The organism is Enterobacter sp. CCUG 70166, from assembly GCF_020224095.1.
GTDB lineage: Bacteria > Pseudomonadota > Gammaproteobacteria > Enterobacterales > Enterobacteriaceae > Enterobacter > Enterobacter intestinihominis.
Genome location: NZ_NRIQ01000012.1, coordinates 18,888 through 45,195, shown reverse-complemented (window position 1 = coordinate 45,195; position 26,308 = coordinate 18,888). Strand labels below are relative to the sequence as shown.

The following is a 26,308-nucleotide window of genomic DNA, read 5'->3' as shown; positions in this document are numbered from 1 at the left end:
GTGGACGAGGATGTCTGCATTGGCTGTCGCTACTGCCACATGGCCTGCCCGTACGGTGCGCCGCAGTATAACGCGGCTAAAGGCCACATGACCAAGTGCGACGGCTGCCACAGCCGCGTGGCGGACGGCAAAAAGCCCATCTGCGTCGAGTCCTGCCCGCTGCGCGCGCTGGACTTTGGCCCGATTGAAGAGCTGCGTAAAAAACACGGTCAGCTTGCTGCGGTCGCGCCGCTGCCGTCTGCGCACTTCACGAAGCCGAGTATTGTGATTAAACCTAACGCCAACAGCCGTCCGACGGGTGACACCACCGGCTACCTGGCAAACCCGAAGGAGGTGTGAGATGGGAAGTGGATGGCATGAATGGCCGCTTATGATCTTCACGGTCTTTGGGCAGTGTGTTGCAGGCGGGTTTATCGTCCTTGCGCTGGCGCTGTTAAAAGGGAACCTCAATGCTGAACAGCAGCAGCGTTTAGTGTTGAGCATGTTTGGCCTGTGGGTGTTGATGGGGATTGGGTTTATCGCCTCTACGCTGCACCTGGGCTCACCGATGCGCGCGTTTAACTCCCTGAACCGCGTAGGTGCCTCTTCGCTGAGTAACGAGATTGCCAGCGGCGCAATCTTCTTTGCAGTTGGCGGGCTGGGGTGGTTACTGGCAGCGCTGAAAAAGCTGCCGTCAGGGTTACGTGCGTTGTGGCTCATCGTCACCATGGTACTGGGCGTTGTCTTCGTCTGGATGATGGTCCGGGTGTACAACACCATCGATACCGTTCCGACCTGGTACAGCGTCTGGACGCCGATGAGCTTCTTCCTGACCATGTTTATTGGCGGGCCGCTGCTGGGTTATCTGCTTCTGCGTGTAGCTGGCATTAATGGTTGGGCGATGCGCCTGCTGCCCGCGGTCTCGCTGCTGGCACTGGTCATCAGTACCGTTGTAGCGCTTATGCAGGGAGCGGAGCTGGCGACGATTCACAGCTCTATCCAACAGGCTTCGGCGCTGGTACCGGATTACGGTTCTCTGATGGCCTGGCGTGTGCTGCTGCTGACGGCGGCGCTGGTGTGCTGGATTGCCCCTCAGCTTAAAGGTTACGCGCCTGCGCTACCGTTGCTGTCACTGGCCTTTGTGCTGGTGCTGGCAGGGGAGTTAATTGGTCGCGGCGTATTTTACGGTCTGCATATGACGGTCGGTATGGCTGTCGCCAGCTAATTTTAGATTTTGTCATAAAAAGCCGGGACATAGTGCCCGGCTTTTCTTTTTTCATTCATGAAATTTTTCGACTGATGTTTCGCTGTTAAAATTCCCGGAAATAAATAAAAACAAATAGATAATTAATATTGGTAGCAGGCTTTGCATTAGCAGGATGAGTTTTTTAAATCGACAAGGCGCATATCGTGCGTGACGCCTGAATCGGTGGATTGACTTTGTTTTTGCCAGTGGCATGATGCGCACGAAATCTGAACTTCCTCACGGTTTTTAATCCATGACCACCTATACCCGCCCGGTGCTTTTGTTGCTCTGTGGCCTGCTTTTGCTGACCCTGGCGATCGCGGTGTTGAACACACTCGTCCCGCTATGGCTCGCCCATGAAAACTTACCAACCTGGCAGGTGGGTATGGTTAGCTCGTCCTTTTTTACGGGCAATCTGCTGGGCACCTTATTAACGGGCAGCCTTATTAAGCGCTTTGGTTTTAACCGCAGTTATTATCTGGCGTCACTGATCTTTGCCGTCGGATGCGCCGGTTTAGGACTGATGGTCGGCTTCTGGAGCTGGATGGTCTGGCGCTTTATTGCGGGCGTTGGCTGCGCCATGATCTGGGTGGTGGTTGAAAGTGCGCTGATGTGCAGCGGCACGTCCCGTAATCGCGGGCGTCTGCTGGCGGCTTATATGATGGTTTACTACGTCGGGACCGTTCTGGGACAACTGATGGTCAGCAAATTCCCAACCGACCTGATGAGCGTTCTGCCATGGGTAACAGGGATGGTGCTGGCCGCAATTCTGCCGCTGCTCTTTACCCGTATCGTGAACCAGAGCAGTGAGCATCAGGAGGCCACGCACGTTTGGCCGATGCTGAGACTGCGTCAGGCGCGCCTGGGGATTAACGGCTGTATTATTTCCGGGATTGTGCTGGGGTCGCTCTATGGCCTGATGCCGCTCTATCTCAACCATCAGGGCGTCAGCGATTCCGGGATCGGTTTCTGGATGGCGGTGATGGTCAGCGCGGGGATTGTCGGTCAGTGGCCGATTGGCCGCCTGGCGGACCGCTTTGGTCGTCTGCTGGTGCTGCGCGTCCAGGTTTTCGTGGTCATCATGGGCTGTCTCGCCATGCTCAGCAACGCCGCGATGGCGCCTGCGCTGTTCATTCTGGGGGCTGCGGGTTTTACGCTCTATCCGGTCGCGATGGCCTGGGCCTGTGAGAAAGTTGAGCATCACCAGCTGGTGGCGATGAACCAGGCATTGTTGCTGAGTTACACCATCGGCAGTTTACTGGGGCCGACTTTTACCGCTATGCTCATGCAAAATTACTCTGATAATCTGCTGTTTATCATGATCGCCAGCGTATCGTTTATTTATCTGTTAATGCTGCTGCGCAAAGCGGGCGAGCACCCAACGCCAGTGGCACATGCCTGATTAAATAAAAGCCTGTCGATGACAGGCTTTTTTGTCCCTGTCACATATAAGACTTTTACTTATTGTGAGTTTTTACTGCCTGGCGATAATTCAAATGAGTTCTACCACTAAAAGGCAGCAATCATGTCTACTCGTCGTTTTTCCACTACCGCACTTGCCGTAGTGTTGGCTTTAACGTTTGCAACGGCTCCGGCCATGGCTAATCCAGGAAACGGGAATGGCGGTGGTCACGGAAACGGTGGCGGACAAGGTAATAGCGGCAATCATGGTAACGGGAACGCTGGTAACCATGGTAATAAGCACAATAACGGCCAGGATAATCCAGGGAAATCGGATAAGAGCTTTAAAAACAGCAACGATGTTGGTCATGATGTTGACGTCCGCGTGAGCTTCGATCATGCCCGCCATCTGGCACTGAATTACGGCTTAACGGGCTACGACTCTCTGCCTCCGGGTATTGCGAAAAACCTGGCGCGCGGTAAGCCACTGCCTCCGGGCATTGCGAAGAAAACCGTGCCAGCCGATATGCTGGGTCAGCTTCCTTCTTATCCGGGCTATGAATGGCGCGTGGTGGGTGACGACCTGGTCTTAATTGCGCTGAGTACCGCGATTGTGACTTCGGTGATTAACGGCGTCTTTAAATAGAATATAAAAAGGCCCGGTTTTCACCGGGCCTTTTCGTTAATACATGACCTTGTGGCCATACTGCTCAAGAATACCTTTGACGCGCTCCATCGTCTCTTTTTTCGGCGGCTTCACGCCATCGAGCTTGTACTCTTCACCCATTGCCACCCATTTGTGTTTGCCCAGCTCGTGATAGGGCAGGAGTTCAATTTTCTCCACGTTACCCATATCCCTGGTAAATTCGCCCAGACGATGTGCAGAATCATCATCATCTGACCAGCCCGGTACCACCACGTAGCGGATCCAGGTCTTGACGCCTTTGTTGGCAATGTATTTGGCAAATTCCAGCGTACGGTGGTTTGAGACGCCAACCAGATTCTGGTGGATCTCATCGTTCATCTGCTTGAGATCGAGCATCACCAGATCGGTCACTTCAAGCAGTTCATCAATAACCGGATCGTAACGGCGCACAAAGCCGTTGGTGTCGAGGCAGGTATGAATACCTTCTTTATGGCAGGCGCGGAACCAGTCGCGCACAAATTCAGCCTGAAGAATGGCTTCACCGCCGGATGCCGTCACGCCACCACCGGACGCGTTCATGAAGTGGCGATAGGTCACCACCTCTTTCATCAGATCCTCAACGGTGACTTCTTTACCGCCATGGGTGTCCCAGGTGTCACGGTTATGGCAGTACAGGCAGCGCATCAGGCAGCCCTGGAAGAAAGTGATAAAGCGGATCCCCGGGCCATCGACGGTGCCACAGGATTCAAAGGAGTGAATGCGACCAATAATTGACATTGCGGTGATATCTCCGAATTTGGCCCATCCGGGGGCCTATGTAGATGCACAGCTCAAAGGCTATGTCGAGTCTGTTTTGGCTGTTATCCATTAAGTATAGATAGCGGACAAAAGAGACTGATGAAGCGAGGGTGTTAAAAAGGCCCCACTTGCGTGGAGCCTTTATTGTACGCTTTTTAACGCGTGATTTCAGTCAATTCCACTTACATGGACTGAGTGAAAGTACGGGTGATAACGTCCTGCTGCTGTTCTTTCGTCAGGGAGTTAAAACGTACTGCGTAGCCAGATACGCGGATGGTCAGCTGAGGATATTTCTCAGGATGTTCCATCGCGTCGAGCAGCATTTCACGGTTCATCACGTTCACGTTCAGGTGCTGACCACCTTCAATGGACGCTTCGTGGTGGAAGTAACCATCCATCAGACCCGCGAGGTTAGTTTTACGTACTTCGTCGTCTTTACCCAGCGCGTTTGGCACGATAGAGAAGGTGTAAGAGATACCATCTTTCGCGTATGCAAACGGCAGTTTAGCAACGGAGGTCAGAGAGGCAACCGCACCTTTCTGGTCACGACCGTGCATTGGGTTAGCACCTGGGCCGAATGGCGCGCCAGCACGACGACCGTCTGGGGTGTTACCGGTTTTCTTACCATACACAACGTTAGAGGTGATGGTCAGAACAGACTGAGTCGGGATAGCGTTACGATAGGTAGTGAGTTTCTGAATTTTCTTCATGAAACGTTCTACCAGGTCAACCGCCATGTCATCAACGCGAGCGTCGTTGTTACCAAACTGCGGATATTCGCCTTCGATTTCGAAGTCGATAGCCAGACCATCTTCGTCACGAATTGGTTTAACTTTCGCATATTTGATTGCAGACAGGGAGTCAGCCGCAACGGACAGACCTGCGATACCACACGCCATGGTGCGAACGACGTCACGGTCGTGCAGCGCCATCAGAGAGGCTTCGTAGCTGTACTTGTCGTGCATGTAGTGGATGACGTTCAGCGCAGTGACATACTGCTTAGCCAGCCAGTCCATGAAGTGATCCATGCGCTCCATCACTTCGTCGAAGTTCAGAAGGTCGCCTTTGATCGGTTCAGACTTAGGACCAACCTGCATTTTCAGTTTTTCGTCAACGCCGCCGTTGATTGCGTACAGCATGGTTTTCGCCAGGTTTGCACGCGCACCGAAGAACTGCATTTGCTTACCAACAACCATTGGGCTTACGCAGCACGCGATAGCGTAGTCGTCGTTGTTGAAGTCCGGACGCATCAGGTCATCGTTCTCGTATTGCAGAGAAGAGGTGTCGATGGACACTTTAGCGGCGAATTTCTTGAAGTTCAGTGGCAGTTTTTCAGACCACAGAACGGTGATGTTCGGCTCCGGAGAAGGACCCATGGTGTACAGGGTGTTCAGGAAGCGGAAGCTGTTTTTGGTTACCAGCGTACGGCCATCTACGCCCATACCGCCGATAGATTCGGTTGCCCAGATTGGGTCACCAGAGAACAGCTCATCATATTCTGGAGTACGCAGGAAACGAACCATACGCAGTTTCATGACCAGGTGGTCAATCATTTCCTGAGCGTCTTGCTCGGTGATTTTGCCTGCTTTGATATCGCGTTCGATATACGCATCCAGGAAGGTGGATACGCGGCCGAAGGACATTGCTGCACCGTTCTGAGACTTAACCGCGGCCAGGTAGCCGAAGTAGGTCCACTGAATAGCTTCCTGAGCGTTGGTTGCAGGACCAGAGATATCACAGCCGTATTTAGCCGCCATCTCTTTGATCTGACCCAGCGCACGGTGCTGTTCAGCAATCTCTTCACGCAGACGGATAGTCGCTTCCAGGTTTACGCCGTTTTCCAGGTCAGACTGGAGAGAGACGAACTGCGCGTATTTGTCTTTCATCAGGAAGTCGATACCGTACAGCGCAACGCGACGGTAGTCACCGATGATACGGCCACGGCCATAGGCATCTGGCAGACCGGTCAGAACGCCAGATTTACGGCAGTTCAGAATGTCTTTGGTGTAAACATCGAATACACCCTGGTTATGGGTTTTACGGTATTCGGTGAAGATTTTTTTCAGCATTGGGTCCAGCTCGCGGTTATACGCTTTGCAGGAACCTTCAACCATTTTAATGCCACCGAACGGGATGATTGCGCGTTTCAGTGGTGCTTCAGTCTGGAGACCAACGATTTTCTCAAGGGCTTTGTTGATGTAGCCAGCATCGTGAGAAGTGATGGTAGAAGCAACGGAGGTGTCAAAATCAACTGGCGCGTGAGTGCGGTTTTCCAGTTTAACGCCTTCCATTACGCTGTCCCACAGCTTGGTGGTTGCATCAGTCGCACCAGCCAGGAAGGATTCGTCACCTTCATACGGGGTATAGTTTTTCTGAATGAAGTCACGGACGTTGACTTCATTCTGCCAGTCACCTTTCGTAAAACCTTCCCAGGCTGTGGCTAACTTTTCATTAAGCTCGGACATGTAACACCTACCTTCTTAAGTGGATTTTTTATTTACTGCCTGAGACAACCATTAATGATGATCGCCGCCACGCAGGTAAATGACCCAGTATGTCAACCCAACTAACAGACCCCCACCGATAATGTTCCCGATAGTGACGGGGATCAGGTTATCAGTAATGAAATTCATAATAGTCAGGTGTGAAAAACTTTCCGGGGTTGAACCAACAGCAGTCCAGAACTCCGGGCTTGCAAAGTTGCGGATAACAATCCCCATCGGGATCATGAACATATTCGCAATACTGTGCTCAAAGCCGCTGGCAACAAACATCGCAACCGGCAGAACCATAATCATGGCTTTATCCATCAGGCTACGACCAGAGTAGCTCATCCAGACCGCCAGGCAGACCATCAGGTTTGCAAGGATGCCGAGAGCAACGGCTTCGATAAATGTATGGTGCATTTTGTGGTCGGCGGTTTGCAGGACGTTAAGCCCCCAGCCGCCGTTGGCGGTCATGTACTCGCCAGAAAGCCACATCAACAGAACAAAGAGCAGACAGCCAATCAGGTTGCCAACGTAGACGTTGAGCCAGTTGCGCCCCAGTTGACCCCAGGTAATTCTTCCGCTGGCTTTTGCCACAACAATCAGCACCGTTGAGGTGAAGAGGTCGGCGCCGCAGATGACGCAGAGGATCAGACCCAGTGAGAAGCAAATACCACCAATCAGTTTCGCTATGCCGAAAGGCATCCCGGCAGTGCCGGTGGTGGCTGTGATATAGAAGACGAAAGCGATGGAGATGAACACTCCAGCCGTAATGGCCAGAAAGAACGTCGTCATCGGATGTTTCGTTGCTTTGTAGACACCCGCTTCTTCGGCAACTTTCGCCATCGCAGCGGGGAGTAATAGATCAAAAGGGTTGTCAGCTTTCACACTAACTCTCTCTTTATTAAGTCGGCGACGAGATACTAACAAAGCATTATAGAAGAGAAATTGATATAGATCATATCTCGCCTGGCTTATAGGCCCGCAGTGTGTATGGTTTTACAGCAAAAGCGGAGTAAGTATTTGATTATCCGTATAAAAATAAATTTTAAAAGTTATGAAAAGAGTTGAATTTTTTCCTTCAGCCTCCCGTGGAACAGTTAATTAAAATGGAGTATTTATTAGAATTAGTAACAGTAAAGCCCAGGTAAGCGTTTTTATATTTACCCGTGGTTAACTTAATTATTACAATTAAACGTCATTGCGGAAAAATAAAAAAAAGGGGCAATGAAATTGCCCCGTAATATAGCTCAGGCGATTGAATACGCCTACAGCCATTAATGTTATATGCGCTTATTTTGACCAGTAAGCGGCTTTAGCCTTCTGCAATTTTTCATACGCATTCAGCAGTGACTGATGCGCCGGGAAGGCTTTCAGATCGCTGTCAACCGCTTGCAGGCCATAGAACGGTTCTTCACCGCTCAGCGCAGCGCTGGCAGCATCAACGGCATCTGCACCGTACATGCGGACGAAGGCGTTCAGATACTGCAATGGCTCGCGGTCGTCTTCCTGAGAAAGCAGGAGCAGCGTTTGCAGGCAACGGTAATAGTTAGTGCGCTCGGCGGAGAAGACGGACTGGTTAAACTCCATCGTCCACTCGGTCCAGGCCAAAGCCTGATCCAGATCGCCGCCCGCCAGCGCCAGCATCGCTTTTAGCTCGCCGATGCGCAGCGTGTACCAGCCGTTATCTTTTCCGGTTGCCAGACCCAGCAGTTCGCGTACGCGGGTGAAATCATCGTGTCCTTCTTCGTCCAGTTGGGCGATCAGGTTCAGATAATCTTCTTTATCCCACTCGCTGCCCGGCAGGGCCAGCAGGGTTTCACGCAGATGCGCGCCCATGCTGTTGTTCGCCAGCCACAGATCTTCTGCCGGATAGATGTCCGACATACCCGGCACAATAATACGGCACGCATAAACGCCGAGGTGTTCATAGTCGGCAATATAGACTTCCTGATCTTCCGCGTTGAAGATCGCCATCAGGGTGGCGAACTCTTCTTCCGTCGTACCGGCAAAGCTCCAGTCCACGAACGGATAGTCCGCGTCCTGTTTGAACATATCCCAGGAGATCAAACCGCTGGAGTCGATGAAGTGCGTTTCGAGGTTGGTGTGCTCGGCGACTTCTTCGTCATCAAAGGTTGGCGGGGTGAAGACGTCGAGATCTTTCAGGCTACGACCTTGCAGCAGTTCGGTCACGGTACGCTCCAGCGCCACGCCGAAGTCCGGGTGCGCGCCGAAAGAGGCGAAGCAGGTGCCATTTGCCGGGTTAAACAGTACCACGCAGATAACCGGATATTTGCCGCCCAGAGAGCCGTCATAAGCAAAGATTGGGAAACCTTCCGCTTCCAGTTTGGCGATGGATTCCACCACGCCCGGGTAGCGCGCCAGCACGTCAGCCGGGATCTCCGGCAGGCTGATGGATTCAGCAATAATACGGTTTTTGATGTGACGCTCGAAAACTTCAGACAACCCCTGTACACGCGCTTCGTTACGGGTGTTACCGGCAGACATACCGTTAGACACATACAGATTGCCAACGATGTTCATTGGAATGTAAACGGTCTGCTCGTCAGACTGACGGGTGAACGGCAGGGCGCAGATACCACGATCCTCATTGCCGGATTGCAGGTCGATCAGCATGCTGGCGGTCAGTTCGTTTTCCGGATCGTAGAACGCGCGCAGGCGGGCATCAAGAATGCCTTCCGGCAGTTCGTCGTCTTCGGGTAGCGGGAACCATTTTTCGTTCGGGTAGTGAACGAACGGGCCGTTGGCAATCGTTTCACCCAGCCAGAAGTCGGCGAAGAAATAGTTGGTGGACAGACGCTCAAAATACTCACCCAGCGCAGAGGCCAGTGCCGCTTTTTTGGTCGCGCCTTTGCCGTTGGTGAAGCACAGCGCACAGTCTTTGTCGCGAATATGCACGGACCAGACGTGAGGCACCGGATTCAGCCAGGAGGCTTCTTCGATATTAAAGCCCAGGTCGGTCAGTTTCTGCTGGAAGCGAGCGATGGAATCTTCCAGAGCGGCGTCTTTGCCGGGGATAAACGTTTGAGTCATGGCGTTCACTTTTATCGTACGTAAAGCGCGCAATGATACGGGTTTTGCGTGACGGGTGCTATCTCCGGCGAAAATAAATGGCTGGGCTATGCTTATAAGCAGTAACCTACTGTTAAGGCATAAAAAAATGAAAGCATTTGATCTCCAGCGGATGGCGTTTGATAAAGTCCCACCTGAGTTTTTAGGCGAAGTGGCGTTGCGTAGCCTGTACACCTTTGTACTCGTCTTCCTGTTTCTGAAAATCACCGGACGTCGCGGCGTGCGGCAGATGTCACTGTTTGAAGTGCTGATTATCCTGACGCTGGGTTCGGCGGCAGGGGACGTTGCCTTTTATGACGATGTGCCGATGGTGCCGGTTTTTATCGTCTTCGTGACGCTTGCGCTGCTGTACCGGCTGGTCATGTGGCTGATGTCGAAAAGTGAAAAACTGGAAGATCTGTTCGAAGGAAAACCGGTGGTGATTGTCGAAGATGGTCAACTGGCCTGGGAGAATGTGCAAAGCGCCAATATGACGGAGTTTGAGTTCTTTATGGAGCTACGTATAAGCAGCGTTGAACAACTGGGGCAGGTGCGTCTGGCGATTATGGAAACGAACGGTCAAATCAGCGTCTATTACTATCCTGACGATGAGGTCAAGCCGGGCCTGTGCATACTGCCGGATATGCTTATCGAGCGATACAAAACCGTCCCTGATGCGGGCCAGTATGCTTGCATAAAATGCAGCCACGTGGTGGTCATGCAGGCGGGCGATCATCAATTATGCCCTCGCTGTACAAATCCAGAATGGACGAAGGTTAGCCGGGCTAAACGCATTACCTGACAGCGATATTGTCGGTTTTGCGACAACGGTACGGCAGATTGTTTTGTGTGACGAGGGGCACATTTCTTCGGCCATAAGTTTTAGACATTGCGGCGCGTGTCACTGAATGATAAAACCGATATCCACAGTTATAACTTATGGCTTTTAGCGTGGTGAGGGGAAATGGCTCAAGTCTTTAATTTCAGTTCAGGTCCGGCAATGTTACCGGCAGACGTGCTCAAACAGGCTCAACAGGAGCTGTGTGACTGGAACGGTCTGGGTACGTCGGTGATGGAAGTCAGCCACCGGGGTAAAGCGTTTATTCAGGTGGCGGAAGAGGCAGAAAAGGATTTTCGCGATCTGCTGAACATTCCCTCGAACTACAAAGTATTGTTCTGTCACGGCGGTGGACGCGGTCAGTTTGCGGGTATTCCGCTCAATCTGCTGGGCGACAAATCCACCGCTGATTACGTTGATGCCGGCTACTGGGCGGCCAGTGCGGTAAAAGAAGCGCACAAATATTGCACGCCGAACGTTATCGATGCCAAAGTGACCGTTGACGGTATGCGCGCCGTGAAGCCGATGAGTGAGTGGCAGCTTTCTGACAACGCCGCGTATCTTCATTACTGCCCGAACGAAACCATCGACGGTATCGCTATTCACGAAGAGCCAGACTTTGGCGAAAATGTCATTGTGACGGCGGACTTCTCCTCCACCATTCTGTCCACGCCGCTGGACGTCAGCCGCTACGGCGTCATCTACGCGGGTGCCCAGAAAAACATCGGTCCTGCGGGTCTGACTATCGTTATCGTGCGTGAAGACCTGCTGGGGAAAGCCCATAAGTCTTGCCCGTCAATTCTGGATTACACCGTCCTGAACGACAACGATTCCATGTTCAACACTCCACCAACGTTCGCCTGGTATCTCTCCGGCCTGGTCTTCAAATGGCTGAAGCAAAAAGGCGGCGTGGCGCAGATGGACAAGATCAATCAGCAAAAAGCTGAACTGCTGTACGGCGTGATCGACAAGAGCGATTTCTACCGTAACGATGTCGCCAAAACTAACCGTTCGCGCATGAACGTGCCGTTCCAGCTGGCGGACAACAACCTGGATAACGTGTTCCTGGAAGAGTCCTTCGCGGCGGGTCTGCATGCGCTGAAAGGTCACCGTGTGGTAGGCGGTATGCGTGCCTCTATCTATAACGCGATGCCGCTGGAAGGCGTTAAAGCCCTGACTGATTTCATGATCGACTTCGAACGTCGTCACGGTTAATTGGCTGTTTTTCACCCCCGCAGCGTTCCTGCGGGGTTTTTATTATGTTGAGTTGAGAGTTAAGTTTCATGGAATCCCTGACGTTACAACCTATCGCGCGGGTAGATGGCACCATTAATCTGCCTGGTTCAAAAAGTGTCTCGAACCGCGCTCTGCTGCTGGCAGCTCTGGCAAACGGCACCACCGTCCTTTCCAACCTGCTGGACAGCGATGACGTGCGCCATATGCTCAATGCACTGAAAGCGTTGGGCGTTCAGTACGCGCTGTCAGACGATCGTACCCGTTGTGAAGTCACCGGTAACGGCGGCGCATTACATTCCGCTGAAGCGCTGGAGCTTTTCCTGGGTAACGCCGGTACGGCGATGCGTCCTCTGGCCGCTGCGCTGTGTCTTGGGAGCAACGATATTGTGCTGACCGGCGAGCCGCGCATGAAAGAGCGTCCGATCGGCCACCTGGTCGATGCCCTGCGTCAGGGCGGCGCGCAGATTGATTATCTTGAGCAAGAAAATTACCCGCCACTGCGTCTGCGCGGTGGTTTCACTGGCGATAATGTTGAGGTTGACGGTAGCGTCTCCAGCCAGTTCCTGACGGCACTGCTGATGACCGCACCGCTGGCTCCAAATGATACCGTGATTAGCATTAAAGGCGACCTGGTCTCTAAGCCGTACATTGATATCACGCTGCACCTGATGAAAACCTTCGGCGTTGAGGTGGAAAACCAGTCTTATCAGCGCTTCGTGGTGCGCGGGGCACAGCAGTACCAGTCTCCGGGCAACTACCTGGTTGAAGGGGATGCGTCATCCGCGTCCTACTTCCTGGCCGCGGGTGCGATTAAAGGCGGTACGGTAAAAGTGACGGGTATTGGTCGCAACAGCGTGCAGGGCGACATTCGTTTTGCCGACGTGCTGGAAAAAATGGGCGCGGTTGTGACCTGGGGCGATGACTTCATCTCCTGTACGCACGGTGAGCTGAACGCCATCGACATGGACATGAACCATATTCCTGACGCGGCAATGACCATCGCCACCGCTGCGCTGTTTGCGAAAGGCACCACCACGCTGCGTAACATCTATAACTGGCGCGTAAAAGAGACTGACCGCCTGTTCGCAATGGCAACCGAGCTGCGTAAAGTGGGGGCGGTGGTAGAAGAGGGCGAAGACTACATTCGCGTCACGCCGCCGGCAAAACTGCAATTTGCAGAAATTGGCACCTACAACGATCACCGCATGGCGATGTGTTTCTCGCTGGTGGCGCTGTCAGATACGCCAGTCACCATCCTTGACCCGAAGTGCACGGCGAAAACCTTCCCGGACTACTTCGAACAGCTGGCGCGCATTAGCACCCTGGCCTGACGATCGTATGCCGCATCTCCTGATGCGGCATTTCCTTACGCTTTCTGACAGTCATCCTCTTTCATTTCTTCTACACTCTGCTTCAATCATTCCGTAATTTGCACGCAAAGGTAACAGTTGCGCACGTTGGCGCGTATAATGCGCGGCGTTCATGTAAACGGTATGCCTTAATTAAGGAGAAAAAGATGACGGCAATTGCCCCGGTAATCACCATTGATGGGCCAAGTGGCGCAGGGAAAGGTACTCTGTGCAAAGCGATGGCGGAAGCATTGCAATGGCATCTTTTAGATTCGGGAGCAATCTATCGCGTGCTGGCGCTGGCTGCGCTGCATCATCATGTAGATGTTGCGTCTGAAGAAGCGCTGGTACCGCTGGCTGCACATCTGGATGTGCGCTTTGTCTCTACTGATGGCAACCTTGAAGTGATCCTGGAAGGGGAAGATGTCAGCGGTGAAATCCGTACGCAGGAAGTGGCCAATGCGGCCTCTCAGGTGGCGGCTTTCCCACGCGTTCGTGAAGCGCTGTTACGTCGCCAGCGCGGTTTCCGCGAAGCGCCGGGGCTGATCGCCGACGGCCGCGACATGGGAACCGTGGTATTCCCTGATGCGCCAGTGAAAATTTTCCTTGACGCCTCTTCGGAAGAACGTGCTCAACGCCGCATGCTTCAGTTGCAGGAAAAGGGGTTTAGTGTTAACTTTGATCGCCTTTTATCCGAGATAAAAGAGCGCGATGACCGCGATCGTAACCGCGCCGTCGCACCACTTGTTCCCGCGCAAGACGCATTAGTGCTGGATTCAACCAGTTTAACTATTGAGCAAGTGATTGAAAAAGCGCTACAATATGCGCGCCAAAAACTGGCACTCGCGTAATCGCGACCGATTTAGCAGTACCCCCGCTGCAATGGATTGACGGCGGGTATGTGAAACAACCCCATCCGGCACGGAGCCAGGTGGACGTTAATATTAACCTGAAGATTAAACATGACTGAATCTTTTGCTCAACTGTTTGAAGAATCCTTAAAAGAAATCGAAACCCGTCCGGGTTCCATCGTTCGCGGTGTTGTTGTTGCTATCGACAAAGACGTAGTACTGGTTGACGCCGGTCTGAAATCTGAGTCCGCCATCCCGGCTGAGCAGTTCAAAAACGCCCAGGGCGAGCTGGAAATCCAGGTAGGTGACGAAGTTGACGTTGCTCTGGACGCAGTAGAAGACGGCTTCGGCGAAACCCTGCTGTCTCGTGAGAAAGCTAAACGTCACGAAGCATGGATCACGCTGGAAAAAGCTTACGAAGAAGCTGAAACTGTGGTCGGTGTTATCAACGGCAAAGTTAAAGGTGGCTTCACTGTTGAGCTGAATGGTATTCGTGCGTTCCTGCCAGGTTCTCTGGTAGACGTTCGTCCAGTCCGTGACACCCTGCACCTCGAAGGCAAAGAGCTTGAGTTCAAAGTAATCAAGCTGGACCAGAAGCGTAACAACGTTGTTGTTTCCCGTCGTGCCGTTATCGAATCCGAAAACAGCGCAGAACGCGATCAGCTGCTGGAAAACCTGCAGGAAGGCATGGAAGTCAAAGGTATCGTTAAGAACCTCACTGACTACGGCGCATTCGTTGACCTGGGCGGCGTTGATGGCCTGCTGCACATCACCGACATGGCGTGGAAACGCGTTAAGCACCCAAGCGAAATCGTGAACGTGGGCGACGAAATCACTGTTAAAGTGCTGAAGTTCGACCGCGAGCGTACTCGTGTATCCCTCGGCCTGAAACAGCTGGGCGAAGATCCATGGGTAGCTATCGCTAAGCGTTACCCAGAAGGTACTAAACTGACTGGTCGCGTTACCAACCTGACCGACTACGGCTGCTTCGTTGAAATCGAAGAAGGCGTTGAAGGCCTGGTGCACGTTTCCGAAATGGACTGGACCAACAAAAACATCCACCCATCCAAAGTTGTTAACGTTGGTGATGTAGTGGAAGTGATGGTTCTGGATATCGACGAAGAACGTCGTCGTATCTCCCTGGGCCTGAAGCAGTGCAAAAACAATCCATGGCAGCAGTTCGCGGAAACCCACAACAAGGGCGACCGTGTTGAAGGTAAAATCAAGTCTATCACTGACTTCGGTATCTTCATCGGCCTGGACGGCGGCATCGATGGCCTGGTTCACCTGTCTGACATCTCCTGGAACGTTGCAGGCGAAGAAGCAGTTCGTGAATACAAAAAAGGCGACGAAATCGCAGCAGTTGTTCTGCAGGTTGACGCAGAGCGTGAACGTATCTCCCTGGGCGTTAAACAGCTCGCAGAAGATCCGTTCAACAACTGGGTTGCACTGAACAAGAAAGGCGCAATCGTAAACGGTAAAGTGACTGCTGTTGACGCTAAAGGCGCAACCGTAGAACTGGCTGACGGCGTTGAAGGTTACCTGCGCGCTTCCGAAGCTTCACGTGACCGCGTTGAAGATGCAACTCTGGTTCTGAGCGTTGGTGACGACGTTGAAGCTAAGTTCACCGGTGTTGACCGTAAGAACCGTGCAATCAGCCTGTCTGTTCGTGCTAAAGACGAAGCTGATGAGAAAGATGCAATCGCAACTGTGAACAAACAGGAAGATGCAAACTTCTCTAACAACGCAATGGCTGAAGCTTTCAAAGCAGCTAAAGGCGAGTAAGTTCAGGTTCGCACCATCATTTGAGCTGTAACGCATTTACAGCGCGAAGGATGGAGAGCAGACTTGACAGATTGCAGGATTCGTCCTGTAATCAATAACAAAGGGCGGCTACGGCCGCCCTTGTTTAATAAGCTGTTCAGCTAATGGGTTTGAAAGGAACCGGAGGAATCATGACCAAGTCAGAATTGATTGAAAGACTTGCCAGTCAGCAACCGCATATCCCTGCCAAGGCTGTGGAAGATGCCGTTAAAGAGATGCTGGAGCATATGGCTACCACTCTTGCCCAGGGCGAGCGCATTGAAATCCGCGGTTTCGGTAGTTTTTCCCTGCACTATCGTGCACCACGTACCGGGCGTAACCCGAAGACTGGCGATAAAGTGGAGCTGGAAGGAAAGTATGTTCCGCACTTTAAGCCGGGTAAAGAACTGCGCGATCGCGCCAATATTTACGGTAACTGAGTTTAATCATCAGGGTTAAACTGAGTTTAAAGAAAGCACCTTAGGGTGCTTTTTTTGTATCCCGCCCCTGCATTTCTGAATACGCGCCGCATTCTCATTTTCTCCTTGCTGTAAACGCTTAAAAACGTTGCAGCGCCCGCTGTAAATCACGCCTTTTCTGTCTGACGACGCATCAGTCCCGCCGCATAATCGCCTGAAACATGGAGGTGAAGATGGGGATCCACGTTATCAGTATGTGCGCCATTCTGGCCATAATCCCGCTCTATTGGTTACCCGTTTTGCCAGACTTGCATATTGTCTGGTTGCTGATTGCCGCAGGAATTGCGTTATCCGTACAGCAGAGAAAATGGCTCAGGTTTTCAGGCCTCGCATTGCTTTTTATGTGCTGGGGGATCCTGGCCGCTCAGGAAAGCGTGTGGCCGATGAACCATTTAACGAAAGTTCCGCAGCAGGCCGAGGTGGTTATTACCGCAACGGACGGCGCAACGATGCATCAGGGAAAGATTATCAGCCTCAATGGAGAACGCGTGTGGGCTGCCATGGGCGTGTCACTCTACGGCAACTATCTGCCTCAAAATGTCTGCGTGGGTCAACGCTGGGCAATGACCCTGCGGCTCAGGGCGGTACACGGAGAGCTCAACGATGGCGGCTATGATTCGCAGAAAAACGCCTTTGCCCGACACCAGACGCTGAGCGGACGGTTTACCCATGCGGAGATTATCGACGCACGCTGTAGCCTGCGTTCGCAATACCTGACATCACTACAGAATACGCTTTCAGCATATCAGTGGGGGCCCGTGATCCTGGGGCTGGGGATGGGGGAGCGGTTGTCGGTCTCGCGGGAGATAAAAAACCTGATGCGTGAGACCGGAACGATGCATCTGATGGCAATCTCGGGATTGCATATTGCGCTGGCCGCTTCTGCTGTCTGGCTACTGGCTCGGGGCATCCAATTTTTCCTGCCGGGCCGCTGGATTATCTGGCAAGTGCCCTTACTGGCAGGTCTGCTTTTTGCCGCGTTTTACGCATGGCTAACGGGATTGCAGCCGCCCGCGCTGCGTACGGTTATGGCGCTTGTGGTACTGGCTGCATTAAAAATGAGTGGTCGCCAGTGGTCGCCCTGGCAGGTATGGCTTACCTGCGTGGCGGCGATCCTGATTTTCGATCCTCTGGCGGTACTGTCACAAAGCCTGGCGTTATCTGCGTTTGCGGTCGCCGCGCTTATTTTTTGGTATCAGTGGTTGCCTCTCCCGCACTGGCAACGTGGCCGGTGCCTGCGGCCGCTGGTTACGCTGTTGTATTTGCAGGTTGGAATGCTGCTGCTTCTGTTGCCGCTTCAGGTACTGATCTTCCATGGTTTCAGTCTCTCCTCGCTGGTGGCGAATCTGTTTGCTGTTCCTCTGGTAACGTTTATCTCAGTTCCACTGATCCTGCTCGGCATGTTTCTGCATCTGTTTCCGGTGGCGACGCTGGAAAGTATCGTCTGGCTGGCAGCAGATAAATCTCTGGCAGGACTTTTCTGGCTATTGATGCGTTTACCGAATGGCTGGCAGGACGTGGATGAACGCTGGCAATACCTGACGTTACTGCCGTGGCTGCTGATCATTGGCTGGCGATTCAGGGCCTTCAGCGCAGTACCCGCAGTCTGTCTGGCAGGCAGCGTGGTGATGGCATTTCCCCTCTGGCACAGGATTAAAACTGACAGCTGGTCCCTGCATATGCTGGATGTAGGGCAAGGGCTGGCGATGGTCATTGAGCGTCACGGGAAGGCCATTCTGTATGACACCGGGCTGGCATGGCCCGGTGGGGACAGCGCGCAGCAGCTGATTATTCCCTGGCTACGCTGGCATCATCTTAGGCCGGAAGGGGTGATCCTGAGCCATGAACATCTCGACCACGCGGGGGGACTGGCATCGCTAAAAGCTGCCTGGCCTGCAATGTGGATCAGAAGCCCCTTAGCCTGGACCGGACATCTTCCGTGCTTTCGTGGACAGCGATGGCAGTGGCATGGGTTAACGTTCTCCGTGCACTGGCCACCCGAAAACACCTCGGCGAAAGGTAACAACCGCTCCTGCGTGGTAAAAATCGATGACGGCGAACAGAGCGTTTTACTGACCGGAGATATTGAAGCGCAGGCAGAACTGGCAATGTTGAGCCACCGCTGGCGTCAACTTGCGGCTACACTGATTCAGGTGCCGCATCATGGGAGTAACACGTCATCCTCAACACCGCTGCTACAGCGCGTAGAGGGGCAGGTTTCGCTGGCCTCGATGGCCCGCTATAACGCGTGGCGTTTCCCTTCCATCAAAGTAGTCAGGCGCTATCGAACTGAGGGATATCTCTGGCTTGATACCCCGCAGTCCGGACAGATAACTGTGACGTTTTCGCACCAAAGTCGGCAAATTCGCCGCTTACGTGAACACTATTTACCGCGTTGGTATCATCAGTGGTTTGGCGCGCCCGTAGATAACGGGTAGAATATGCGGCTATTTCAACAAATGCTGGTTTTTTGAATGCATAACGACAAAGATCTCTCCACGTGGCAAACGTTCCGCCGGCTCTGGCCGATGATTGCACCTTTCAAAGCAGGCTTGATCGTGGCGGGCGTAGCGTTAATCCTCAACGCAGCCAGCGATACGTTTATGTTATCGCTTCTCAAACCGTTACTGGATGACGGTTTTGGTAAAACGGATCGTTCAGTGCTGCTATGGATGCCGCTGGTGGTTATTGGGCTGATGATCTTACGCGGAATCTCCAGCTATGTATCCAGCTACTGCATCTCCTGGGTATCCGGTAAAGTGGTGATGACCATGCGCCGTCGGTTATTCAGCCATATGATGGGGATGCCAGTCTCATTCTTTGACAAACAGTCAACCGGTACCCTGCTGTCGCGTATTACCTACGATTCAGAGCAGGTGGCGTCGTCCTCTTCCAGCGCACTGATTACCGTTGTGCGTGAAGGCGCATCCATCATCGGTCTTTTTGCGATGATGTTCTATTACAGCTGGCAACTGTCGCTGATCCTTATTGTGCTGGCGCCGATTGTCTCCATCGCGATCCGCGTGGTATCAAAGCGTTTTCGCAACATCAGTAAAAATATGCAGAATACGATGGGGCAGGTGACTACGAGCGCCGAGCAGATGCTGAAAGGCCATAAGGAAGTGTTGATCTTCGGCGGTCAGGAAGTCGAAACCAAACGCTTTGACAAGGTCAGCAACAAAATGCGCCTGCAAGGGATGAAAATGGTATCGGCCTCGTCGATTTCCGATCCGATCATTCAGCTGATTGCCTCTTTGGCCCTGGCCTTCGTCCTGTATGCAGCAAGCTTCCCGAGCGTCATGGAAACCCTGACTGCGGGTACCATTACCGTGGTGTTCTCATCCATGATTGCGCTGATGCGTCCGCTGAAATCGCTGACTAACGTCAACGCCCAGTTCCAGCGCGGGATGGCAGCCTGTCAGACGCTGTTCAGCATCCTCGATTCCGAACAAGAAAAAGATGAAGGTACACGCGTGATAGAGCGCGCTAAAGGTGACCTGGAATTCCGCAACGTGACCTTTACCTATCCAGGCCGTGAAGTGCCGGCGCTGCGTGATATCAGCCTGTCCATCCCGGCGGGTAAGACCGTTGCACTGGTCGGTCGTTCCGGTTCGGGCAAGTCGACTATTGCCAGCCTGATTACCCGTTTCTACGATATCGACCAGGGCGAAATCCTGCTTGATGGTCACGACCTGCGGGAATATACCCTACAGTCGTTGCGTAACCAGGTCGCGCTGGTTTCGCAGAACGTGCATCTGTTCAACGATACGGTGGCGAACAACATTGCGTATGCCCGTACCGAAGAGTACAGCCGTGAAGAGATCGAGAATGCGGCGCGTATGGCCTATGCGATGGACTTCATTAACAAAATGGATAACGGTCTGGATACGATCATTGGCGAAAACGGGGTGCTGCTCTCCGGTGGTCAGCGTCAACGTATCGCGATTGCCCGAGCGCTGCTGCGCAACAGCCCGATTCTGATCCTCGATGAAGCAACGTCCGCACTGGATACGGAATCTGAACGCGCTATCCAGTCGGCTCTGGATGAATTACAGAAAAACCGTACCTCGCTGGTTATCGCGCACCGTCTGTCGACCATCGAACAGGCTGACGAAATCGTGGTGGTGGAAGACGGCGTTATCGTTGAACGCGGCAGCCATGCGGACCTGCTGGAACAACGTGGTGTTTACGCGCAGCTTCATAAAATGCAGTTCGGTCAATGATTGCACGCATCTGGTCGGGTGAATCCCCTCTGTGGGTGCTGCTTCTCCCGCTCTCCTGGCTGTATGGCCTGGTGAGCAGTGCTATTCGTCTGCTTTATCGCCTCGGGATCAAGCGCGCCTGCCGCGCACCGGTACCGGTAGTGGTGGTCGGCAACCTGACGGCGGGGGGAAACGGCAAAACGCCGGTGGTGATCTGGCTGGTAGAACAGCTCCAGAAGCGCGGTATCCGCCCGGGAGTTGTCTCACGCGGTTACGGTGGTAAAGCGGCGCAGTATCCACTGGTGCTGAGCCCAGCTACGACAACCGCTGAAGCCGGTGATGAGCCGGTACTGATTTACCAACGTACTGGCGCGCCGGTTGCGGTATCGCCGATGCGCAGTGATGCCGTAAAGGCACTGCTTGCAGAGCATGACGTACAAATCATAATTACCGATGATGGTTTGCAGCATTACGCGCTGGCGCGTGACAAAGAGATCGTGGTTATTGACGGCGTGCGGCGTTTTGGCAACGGCTGGTGGCTGCCAGCCGGTCCAATGCGTGAGCGTGCGTCGCGCCTGAAGAGCGTCGATGCCGTGATTGTAAACGGTGGTGAAGCCAGAGCGGGTGAGATCCCGATGCATCTTCGTCCCGGAAAGGCAGTGAATATGCTGACCGGCGAGCGTAAAGACGTCGCGTTACTGGATCATCTGATTGCGATGGCCGGGATTGGTCATCCGCCGCGTTTCTTCGCGACGCTGGAGCAGTGCGGCGCGCGGCTGGAGAAACGGGTACCGCTGGCCGATCACCAGGCGCTGGTTGCCGAAGAGATTGAGAGGCTGGCCGCACCGGGCCAGACGCTGATCATGACGGAAAAAGACGCGGTAAAATGCCGGGCCTTTGCGAAAGAAAACTGGTGGTATCTGCCGGTTGATGCTGAACTCAGCGGCGAACAGCCGGAACATTTGCTCAAGGAACTGCTCGCGTTAGTGCAGTAACTTCTACGTGGTTCCGGTAGCGCTTTGACTGACAGGAAAACGCATGTCTCTACCGCAACTCTCACTTGCAGCCGCACGCAACCTGCATCTTGCCGCCCAGGGGCTTCTGAAGAAGTCCCGCCGCCGCGCGCAGCCAGCTGATATCCTCTCTACCGTGCAACGCATGTCGTTGCTGCAAATCGACACCATTAACATCGTGGCGCGTAGCCCGTATCTGGTCCTGTTTAGCCGCCTGGGAAACTATCCTCCGCAGTGGCTGGATAATGCGCTAAGTCAGGGCGAACTGATGGAATACTGGGCGCATGAAGCCTGTTTTCTCCCGCGCAGCGATTTTGCACTGGTGCGTCACCGCATGCTCGCCCCGGACAAAATGGGCTGGAAATACCGCCAGGAATGGATGGCGGAACACGCGGATGAAATAGAGCAACTGATTGCCCATATTCAGAAAAACGGTCCGGTACGCTCTGCGGATTTTGAACACCCGCGAAAAGGCGCAAGCGGATGGTGGGAGTGGAAACCGCACAAACGCCATCTTGAAGGGCTGTTTACGTCGGGCAAAGTGATGGTGGTCGAGCGCCGCAACTTTCAGCGCGTTTATGACCTCACGCACCGCGTTATGCCTCACTGGGACGATACGCGTGACCTGCTGTCTCAGGACGCAGCCGAAGCCATCATGCTCGGGAACAGCGCCCGCAGCCTGGGCATATTCCGCCCACAGTGGCTGGCGGATTATTATCGCCTGCGTCAGCCGCAGCTAAAACCGCTGCTGGAAACGTGGCAGCGTGAACAGCGCGTGATGCCGGTCTCGGTTGAGTCGTTAGGTGAAATGTGGCTGCATGCGGATTTGTTCCCTCTGCTGGCACAGGCGCAAGAGGGCAAACTCCAGGCGACCCACAGTGCCGTGCTCTCGCCATTCGACCCCGTAGTCTGGGACAGAAAGCGGGCCGAACAGCTGTTTGATTTCAGCTACCGTCTGGAATGCTACACCCCGGCGCAAAAGCGTCAGTACGGTTATTTTGTTTTGCCGTTGCTTCATAAAGGGCAGCTTGTCGGGCGCATGGACGCTAAAATGCACCGTAAAACCGGCATGCTTGAAGTTATCGCGCTCTGGCTGGAAGAGGGCATAAAAGTCACGGCTGGCCTGGAAAAAGGGCTAACGTCTGCGCTCGGTGAATTTGCGCGATGGCAGGGGGCGTATGAAATTGTACTCGGTCGCGTGCCTGCGGGGCTGTTTACGACCTGTCGAGGTGGCTGGGAAACAGGCACTCCCTGAAAAAAGAATGTGGTAAGCTTTAGCAATTACCCATACGGAGGAACTATGGATCACCGTTTACTTGAAATTATTGCCTGCCCGGTGTGCAATGGCAAACTGTATTACAGCCAGGATAAACAAGAGCTGATTTGCAAACTGGACAGCCTGGCGTTCCCGCTGCGTGACGGTATTCCGGTCCTGCTGGAAAATGAAGCCCGTTCCCTGGTGGCAGAAGAGATCAAACCATGAGTTTTGTTGTCATTATCCCTGCGCGTTATGCTTCAACGCGCCTGCCAGGTAAACCGCTGGTGGATATCAACGGTAAACCGATGATTGTGCATGTCCTTGAACGGGCACGCGAATCGGGCGCCGGACGCGTCATCGTCGCCACCGATCACCCGGATGTCGCGCGAGCGGTTGAGGCCGCGGGTGGGGAAGTGTGCATGACCCGTGCCGACCACCAGTCAGGCACCGAGCGCCTGGCGGAAGTCGTCGAAAAATGCGGTTTCAGTGACGAGACGGTGATTGTGAACGTGCAGGGCGATGAGCCGATGATCCCGGCGGCTATTATCCGTCAGGTGGCCGACAACCTGGCCCAGCGTAAGGTTGGCATGGCGACCCTTGCGGTGCCGATTCACCACGCTGAAGAGGCGTTCAATCCGAATGCGGTGAAAGTGGTCATGGACGCAGAGGGCTACGCGCTCTATTTCTCCCGCGCCACCATTCCGTGGGATCGCGATCGTTTCGCGCAATCGAAAGAGACGATCGGCGAAACCTTCCTGCGCCACATCGGTATTTACGGCTACCGCGCCGGCTTTATTCGTCGCTATGTCGCCTGGGCACCAAGCCCGCTTGAGCATATCGAAATGCTCGAACAGCTTCGCGTGCTGTGGTACGGCGAGAAAATTCACGTTGCGGTTGCCCAGGAAGTCCCTGGCACCGGCGTGGATACGCCTGAAGATCTCGATCGCGTACGCGTCGAATTGCGTTAATTCGCTGCCATCCCCTCGTTCTGGGGGGATGTTCTCTTCCTTTTCTTTTTCATTATTGATCTCGACCGGGTGACATCCGGGGTTCGCGCGCTCATTATAAAAGCAGTAGTCTTAATGGGGGTAATCTCATATGGAACAGCTGCGTGCTGAACTCAGCCATCTCCTTGGCGAACAGCTAAGCCGGGTGGAATGCGTGAATGAAAAGGCCGATACCGCACTCTGGTCGTTGTACGACAGTCAGGGAAACCCCATGCCGCTGATGGCCAGAAGTTTTACCTCGCCGGGCGTCGCCAGACAGCTGGCCTGGAAAATGTCGATGTTGGCGCGGGAAGGGACTGTCCGTATGCCGACGGTCTACGGCGTGATGACCCATGAGGAGCATCCCGGCCCGGATGTTCTGCTTATTGAACGTTTACGCGGGGTTTCTGTTGAAGCTCCGACGCGTACACCGGAGCGCTGGGAACAGCTGAAAGATCAGATTGTCGAGGCTCTGCTTGCCTGGCATCGGCAGGACAGCCGGGGTCTTGTTGGCGCGGTAGACAGCACCCAGGAAAACCTGTGGCCGCTGTGGTATCGCCAGCGTGTTGAAGTGCTGTGGGGCACGCTGAACCAGTTCAACAACACCGGTTTAACGATGCAGGACAAACGTATTCTGTTCCGCACCCGGGAGTGTCTGCCGACGCTGTTTGAGGGCTTTAACGACAACTGCGTGCTGGTTCACGGCAACTTCACGCTGCGCAGTATGCTTAAAGACTCGCGCAGCGATCAGCTTCTGGCAATGGTCGGGCCGGGGATCATGCTCTGGGCGCCGCGCGAGTACGAACTGTCCAGGCTGAGCGAGGGCGGGGCGGCGGAAGATTTGCTCTGGCACTATCTTCAGCGCGCCCCCGTTGCGGAGGCCTTTCTCTGGCGACGCTGGCTCTATCTTCTCTGGGATGAGGTGGCGCAACTGGTCAACACCGGGCGCTTTAATCGGGCCAGTTTCGATCTGGCCGCAAAATCACTCCTGCCCTGGCTTGCCTGACGAACCCTTAAGCCACTGCCACAGGCGGCCAAGCGTCTCGTAACCGACGCGGTCGCTGTGCATCAGCCATACCGGGGACGGGATTATCCGTTCCCACGGGTTGAGCGGGGCGTCAATGGACAGCTGGTTTGCCGGAGCAGGAAGCGGATGCAGGCCCTGATTCTCAAAGAAAATCATTGCGCGCGGCAGGTGTGAAGCAGAGGTCACCAGCAGGAACGGCACATCACCGATGGCTTGTTTCACCGCAGCAGCTTCTTCTTCGGTATCTTTTGGGCTATCCAGCGTGATGATGGCGGAACGTGGTACGCCAAGCGATTCAGCCACTCTTGCCCCTGCTTCAGCGGTACTTACCGGGTTGGTTTTTGCCGCAGCGCCCGTGAAGATCATCTTCGATCCCGGATTGGCCAGCCACAGGCGGATCCCCTCGTTCAGACGCGGCAGACTGTTGTTGATCAGGTTCGAGCTGGGCGCCCAGTTAGGATCCCAGGTATACCCGCCGCCCAGCACCACGATATAGCCCACCTTCTGGTTTCCCTGCCATGTAGGGTAGGTGTTTTCAATCGGGCGTAACAAACCGTCAGCGACCGGTTGCAGGCTGAGTAACAGCAGCGCCAGCCAGCCCACGGTGACGAGGGATTTACCGCTTTTCTGAAAGCGGCTAAACCATATCAATGCCAGCCCCAGCGCGATGAGAAGCAACAGCAGGGGAAGGGGAAGCATCATGCCTCCGATATATTTTTTTAGGGTAAAAAGCATCCTTTTTGGTTCCTTTTTTAACCATACAGCAGGCGATTGCCCGTGATATTACACCAGAGTGGTTCATTCTCCGCGCGGGTGTGACAAAATAGCGGTTTTGCAGTGAGTGGAACCCTCCCAATGCGGGATCGCAATTTTGATGACATCGCGGAAAAGTTTTCGCGCAACATTTATGGCACTACCAAAGGTCAGCTTCGTCAGACGATCCTCTGGCAGGATCTGGATAAGCTGCTGGCTGAATTTGGTGACCGACCGTTGCGCGTACTGGATGCCGGAGGTGGGGAAGGGCAGACTGCAATTCTGATGGCGCAGCGGGGACATCACGTCACGCTTTGCGATCTTTCTGCCGAGATGGTTGCGCGCGCCGGGCGAGCGGCAGAAGAGAAAGGTGTGAGCGACAACATGCATTTTATACATTGCGCCGCTCAGGACATTCCGCAGCATTTGGAAACGCAGGTTGATCTGATATTGTTTCATGCTGTGCTCGAATGGGTCGCCGAACCACAAGCGATGTTAAAAACGCTGTGGTCGATGTTGCGCCCGGGCGGTGCGTTATCGCTGATGTTTTACAATGCAAACGGCCTGCTGATGCGAAACGTGTTGGTCGGCAATTTTGGCTATGTACAGCAGGGCATGTATAAAAAGAAACGACGCACGCTTTCACCGGATTTCCCCCGTGAACCGCAGCAGGTCTATGGCTGGCTGGAGGAGATCGGTTGGGAAATTACCGGCAAAACTGGCGTGAGGGTGTTTCATGATTATCTGCGTGATAAACAAAAACAGGATGACTGTTTAGACGCCTTAACAGAAATAGAGACGCGGTACTGCCGCCAGGAGCCTTATCTGAGCCTTGGCCGCTATATCCACGTCACCGCGCGCAAGCCGCAGATGCAAGGATAATCT

At 53.8% G+C, this 26,308-nt stretch carries 23 protein-coding genes; 18 read left to right on the top strand and 5 right to left on the bottom strand.

Annotation, left to right across the window (positions count from 1 at the left end; genetic code table 11):
* The 4 genes from CKK19_RS06520 to CKK19_RS06505 all read left to right on the top strand — a co-directional run.
* Positions 1-339, top strand: a 339-nt coding sequence (locus tag CKK19_RS06520) for a 4Fe-4S dicluster domain-containing protein (RefSeq protein ID WP_164961767.1), incomplete at its 5' end; no start/stop codon positions are given.
* Between the two features lies 1 nt (position 340).
* The gene (locus CKK19_RS06515; RefSeq protein WP_063854233.1) at positions 341-1,204 is read left to right on the top strand and encodes a dimethyl sulfoxide reductase anchor subunit family protein; all 864 of its coding nucleotides are present in this window, start codon (positions 341-343) and stop codon (positions 1,202-1,204) included.
* 274 nt (positions 1,205-1,478) lie between these two features.
* Positions 1,479-2,627, top strand: a complete 1,149-nt coding sequence (locus CKK19_RS06510) for an MFS transporter (RefSeq protein ID WP_022647622.1) — start codon at positions 1,479-1,481, stop codon at positions 2,625-2,627.
* Between the two features lie 123 nt (positions 2,628-2,750).
* The gene (locus CKK19_RS06505; RefSeq protein ID WP_032624534.1) at positions 2,751-3,272 is read left to right on the top strand and encodes an anti-virulence regulator CigR family protein; all 522 of its coding nucleotides are present in this window, start codon (positions 2,751-2,753) and stop codon (positions 3,270-3,272) included.
* A gap of 36 nt (positions 3,273-3,308) precedes the next feature.
* On the opposite strand, the gene pflA is transcribed toward CKK19_RS06505, so the two are convergent.
* The 4 genes from pflA to ycaO all read right to left on the bottom strand — a co-directional run bounded on the left by pflA (position 3,309) and on the right by ycaO (position 9,610).
* On the bottom strand, positions 3,309-4,049 hold the full coding sequence (gene pflA / locus CKK19_RS06500) for a pyruvate formate lyase 1-activating protein (RefSeq protein ID WP_003858250.1): 741 nt from the start codon (positions 4,047-4,049) through the stop codon (positions 3,309-3,311).
* 203 nt (positions 4,050-4,252) lie between these two features.
* On the bottom strand, positions 4,253-6,535 hold the full coding sequence (gene pflB, locus CKK19_RS06495) for a formate C-acetyltransferase (protein WP_022647624.1): 2,283 nt from the start codon (positions 6,533-6,535) through the stop codon (positions 4,253-4,255).
* Between the two features lie 51 nt (positions 6,536-6,586).
* On the bottom strand, positions 6,587-7,444 hold the full coding sequence (focA, locus tag CKK19_RS06490; RefSeq protein ID WP_017384832.1) for a formate transporter FocA: 858 nt from the start codon (positions 7,442-7,444) through the stop codon (positions 6,587-6,589).
* A gap of 405 nt (positions 7,445-7,849) precedes the next feature.
* Positions 7,850-9,610 carry a 30S ribosomal protein S12 methylthiotransferase accessory factor YcaO gene (ycaO, locus tag CKK19_RS06485; RefSeq protein WP_063854234.1) on the bottom strand — a complete coding sequence of 587 codons (1,761 nt, stop codon included), beginning with the start codon at positions 9,608-9,610 and terminating at the stop codon, positions 7,850-7,852.
* Positions 9,611-9,737: 127 nt separating this feature from the next.
* On the opposite strand from ycaO, the gene CKK19_RS06480 reads away from it, so the two are divergent.
* From CKK19_RS06480 to CKK19_RS06420, 13 genes are all read left to right on the top strand, one after another.
* On the top strand, positions 9,738-10,430 hold the full coding sequence (locus CKK19_RS06480) for a DUF421 domain-containing protein (protein WP_023299721.1): 693 nt from the start codon (positions 9,738-9,740) through the stop codon (positions 10,428-10,430).
* A gap of 162 nt (positions 10,431-10,592) precedes the next feature.
* Positions 10,593-11,681: a 3-phosphoserine/phosphohydroxythreonine transaminase gene (gene serC, locus CKK19_RS06475; RefSeq protein ID WP_022647627.1), complete on the top strand. Its 1,089-nt coding sequence runs from the start codon at positions 10,593-10,595 to the stop codon at positions 11,679-11,681.
* 68 nt (positions 11,682-11,749) lie between these two features.
* Entirely contained in the window at positions 11,750-13,033 is a 1,284-nt protein-coding gene (gene aroA, locus CKK19_RS06470; protein WP_023299723.1) for a 3-phosphoshikimate 1-carboxyvinyltransferase, read from the top strand.
* Between the two features lie 185 nt (positions 13,034-13,218).
* The gene (cmk, locus tag CKK19_RS06465) at positions 13,219-13,902 is read left to right on the top strand and encodes a (d)CMP kinase (protein ID WP_015570968.1); all 684 of its coding nucleotides are present in this window, start codon (positions 13,219-13,221) and stop codon (positions 13,900-13,902) included.
* A 111-nt stretch (positions 13,903-14,013) separates the two neighbouring features.
* A complete protein-coding gene (gene rpsA / locus CKK19_RS06460; RefSeq protein WP_003858235.1) occupies positions 14,014-15,687 on the top strand; it encodes a 30S ribosomal protein S1 in 1,674 nt (557 codons plus the stop codon).
* A 170-nt stretch (positions 15,688-15,857) separates the two neighbouring features.
* The gene (ihfB, locus tag CKK19_RS06455; protein WP_003858233.1) at positions 15,858-16,145 is read left to right on the top strand and encodes an integration host factor subunit beta; all 288 of its coding nucleotides are present in this window, start codon (positions 15,858-15,860) and stop codon (positions 16,143-16,145) included.
* 212 nt (positions 16,146-16,357) lie between these two features.
* A complete protein-coding gene (locus CKK19_RS06450) occupies positions 16,358-18,622 on the top strand; it encodes a ComEC family protein (protein ID WP_063854231.1) in 2,265 nt (754 codons plus the stop codon).
* A gap of 36 nt (positions 18,623-18,658) precedes the next feature.
* Positions 18,659-20,407, top strand: coding sequence for a lipid A ABC transporter ATP-binding protein/permease MsbA (gene msbA / locus CKK19_RS06445; RefSeq protein ID WP_023299725.1), 1,749 nt, complete (start codon positions 18,659-18,661; stop codon positions 20,405-20,407).
* Complete coding sequence (gene lpxK, locus CKK19_RS06440; protein ID WP_063854230.1) at positions 20,404-21,381, top strand: tetraacyldisaccharide 4'-kinase; 978 nt, start codon at positions 20,404-20,406, stop codon at positions 21,379-21,381. The genes msbA and lpxK overlap by 4 nt, the downstream gene beginning before the upstream one ends.
* A gap of 43 nt (positions 21,382-21,424) precedes the next feature.
* The gene (locus CKK19_RS06435; protein ID WP_063854229.1) at positions 21,425-22,654 is read left to right on the top strand and encodes a winged helix-turn-helix domain-containing protein; all 1,230 of its coding nucleotides are present in this window, start codon (positions 21,425-21,427) and stop codon (positions 22,652-22,654) included.
* Positions 22,655-22,699: 45 nt separating this feature from the next.
* Entirely contained in the window at positions 22,700-22,882 is a 183-nt protein-coding gene (gene ycaR, locus CKK19_RS06430; protein ID WP_003858220.1) for a protein YcaR, read from the top strand.
* Positions 22,879-23,625 (top strand): 3-deoxy-manno-octulosonate cytidylyltransferase, encoded by a 747-nt coding sequence (gene kdsB, locus CKK19_RS06425; protein WP_023299728.1) that lies wholly within the window; start codon positions 22,879-22,881, stop codon positions 23,623-23,625. The genes ycaR and kdsB overlap by 4 nt, the downstream gene beginning before the upstream one ends.
* Before the next feature lie 130 nt (positions 23,626-23,755).
* Positions 23,756-24,649: a YcbJ family phosphotransferase gene (locus CKK19_RS06420; RefSeq protein WP_063854228.1), complete on the top strand. Its 894-nt coding sequence runs from the start codon at positions 23,756-23,758 to the stop codon at positions 24,647-24,649.
* On the opposite strand, the gene elyC is transcribed toward CKK19_RS06420, so the two are convergent.
* Positions 24,626-25,405: an envelope biogenesis factor ElyC gene (gene elyC / locus CKK19_RS06415; protein WP_063854227.1), complete on the bottom strand. Its 780-nt coding sequence runs from the start codon at positions 25,403-25,405 to the stop codon at positions 24,626-24,628. The genes CKK19_RS06420 and elyC overlap by 24 nt on opposite strands.
* Positions 25,406-25,525: 120 nt before the next feature.
* Here elyC and cmoM point away from each other — a divergent pair, with 120 nt between their 5' ends.
* The gene (gene cmoM / locus CKK19_RS06410) at positions 25,526-26,305 is read left to right on the top strand and encodes a tRNA uridine 5-oxyacetic acid(34) methyltransferase CmoM (protein ID WP_006809373.1); all 780 of its coding nucleotides are present in this window, start codon (positions 25,526-25,528) and stop codon (positions 26,303-26,305) included.
* The last annotated feature ends 3 nt before the right edge of the window (positions 26,306-26,308 follow it).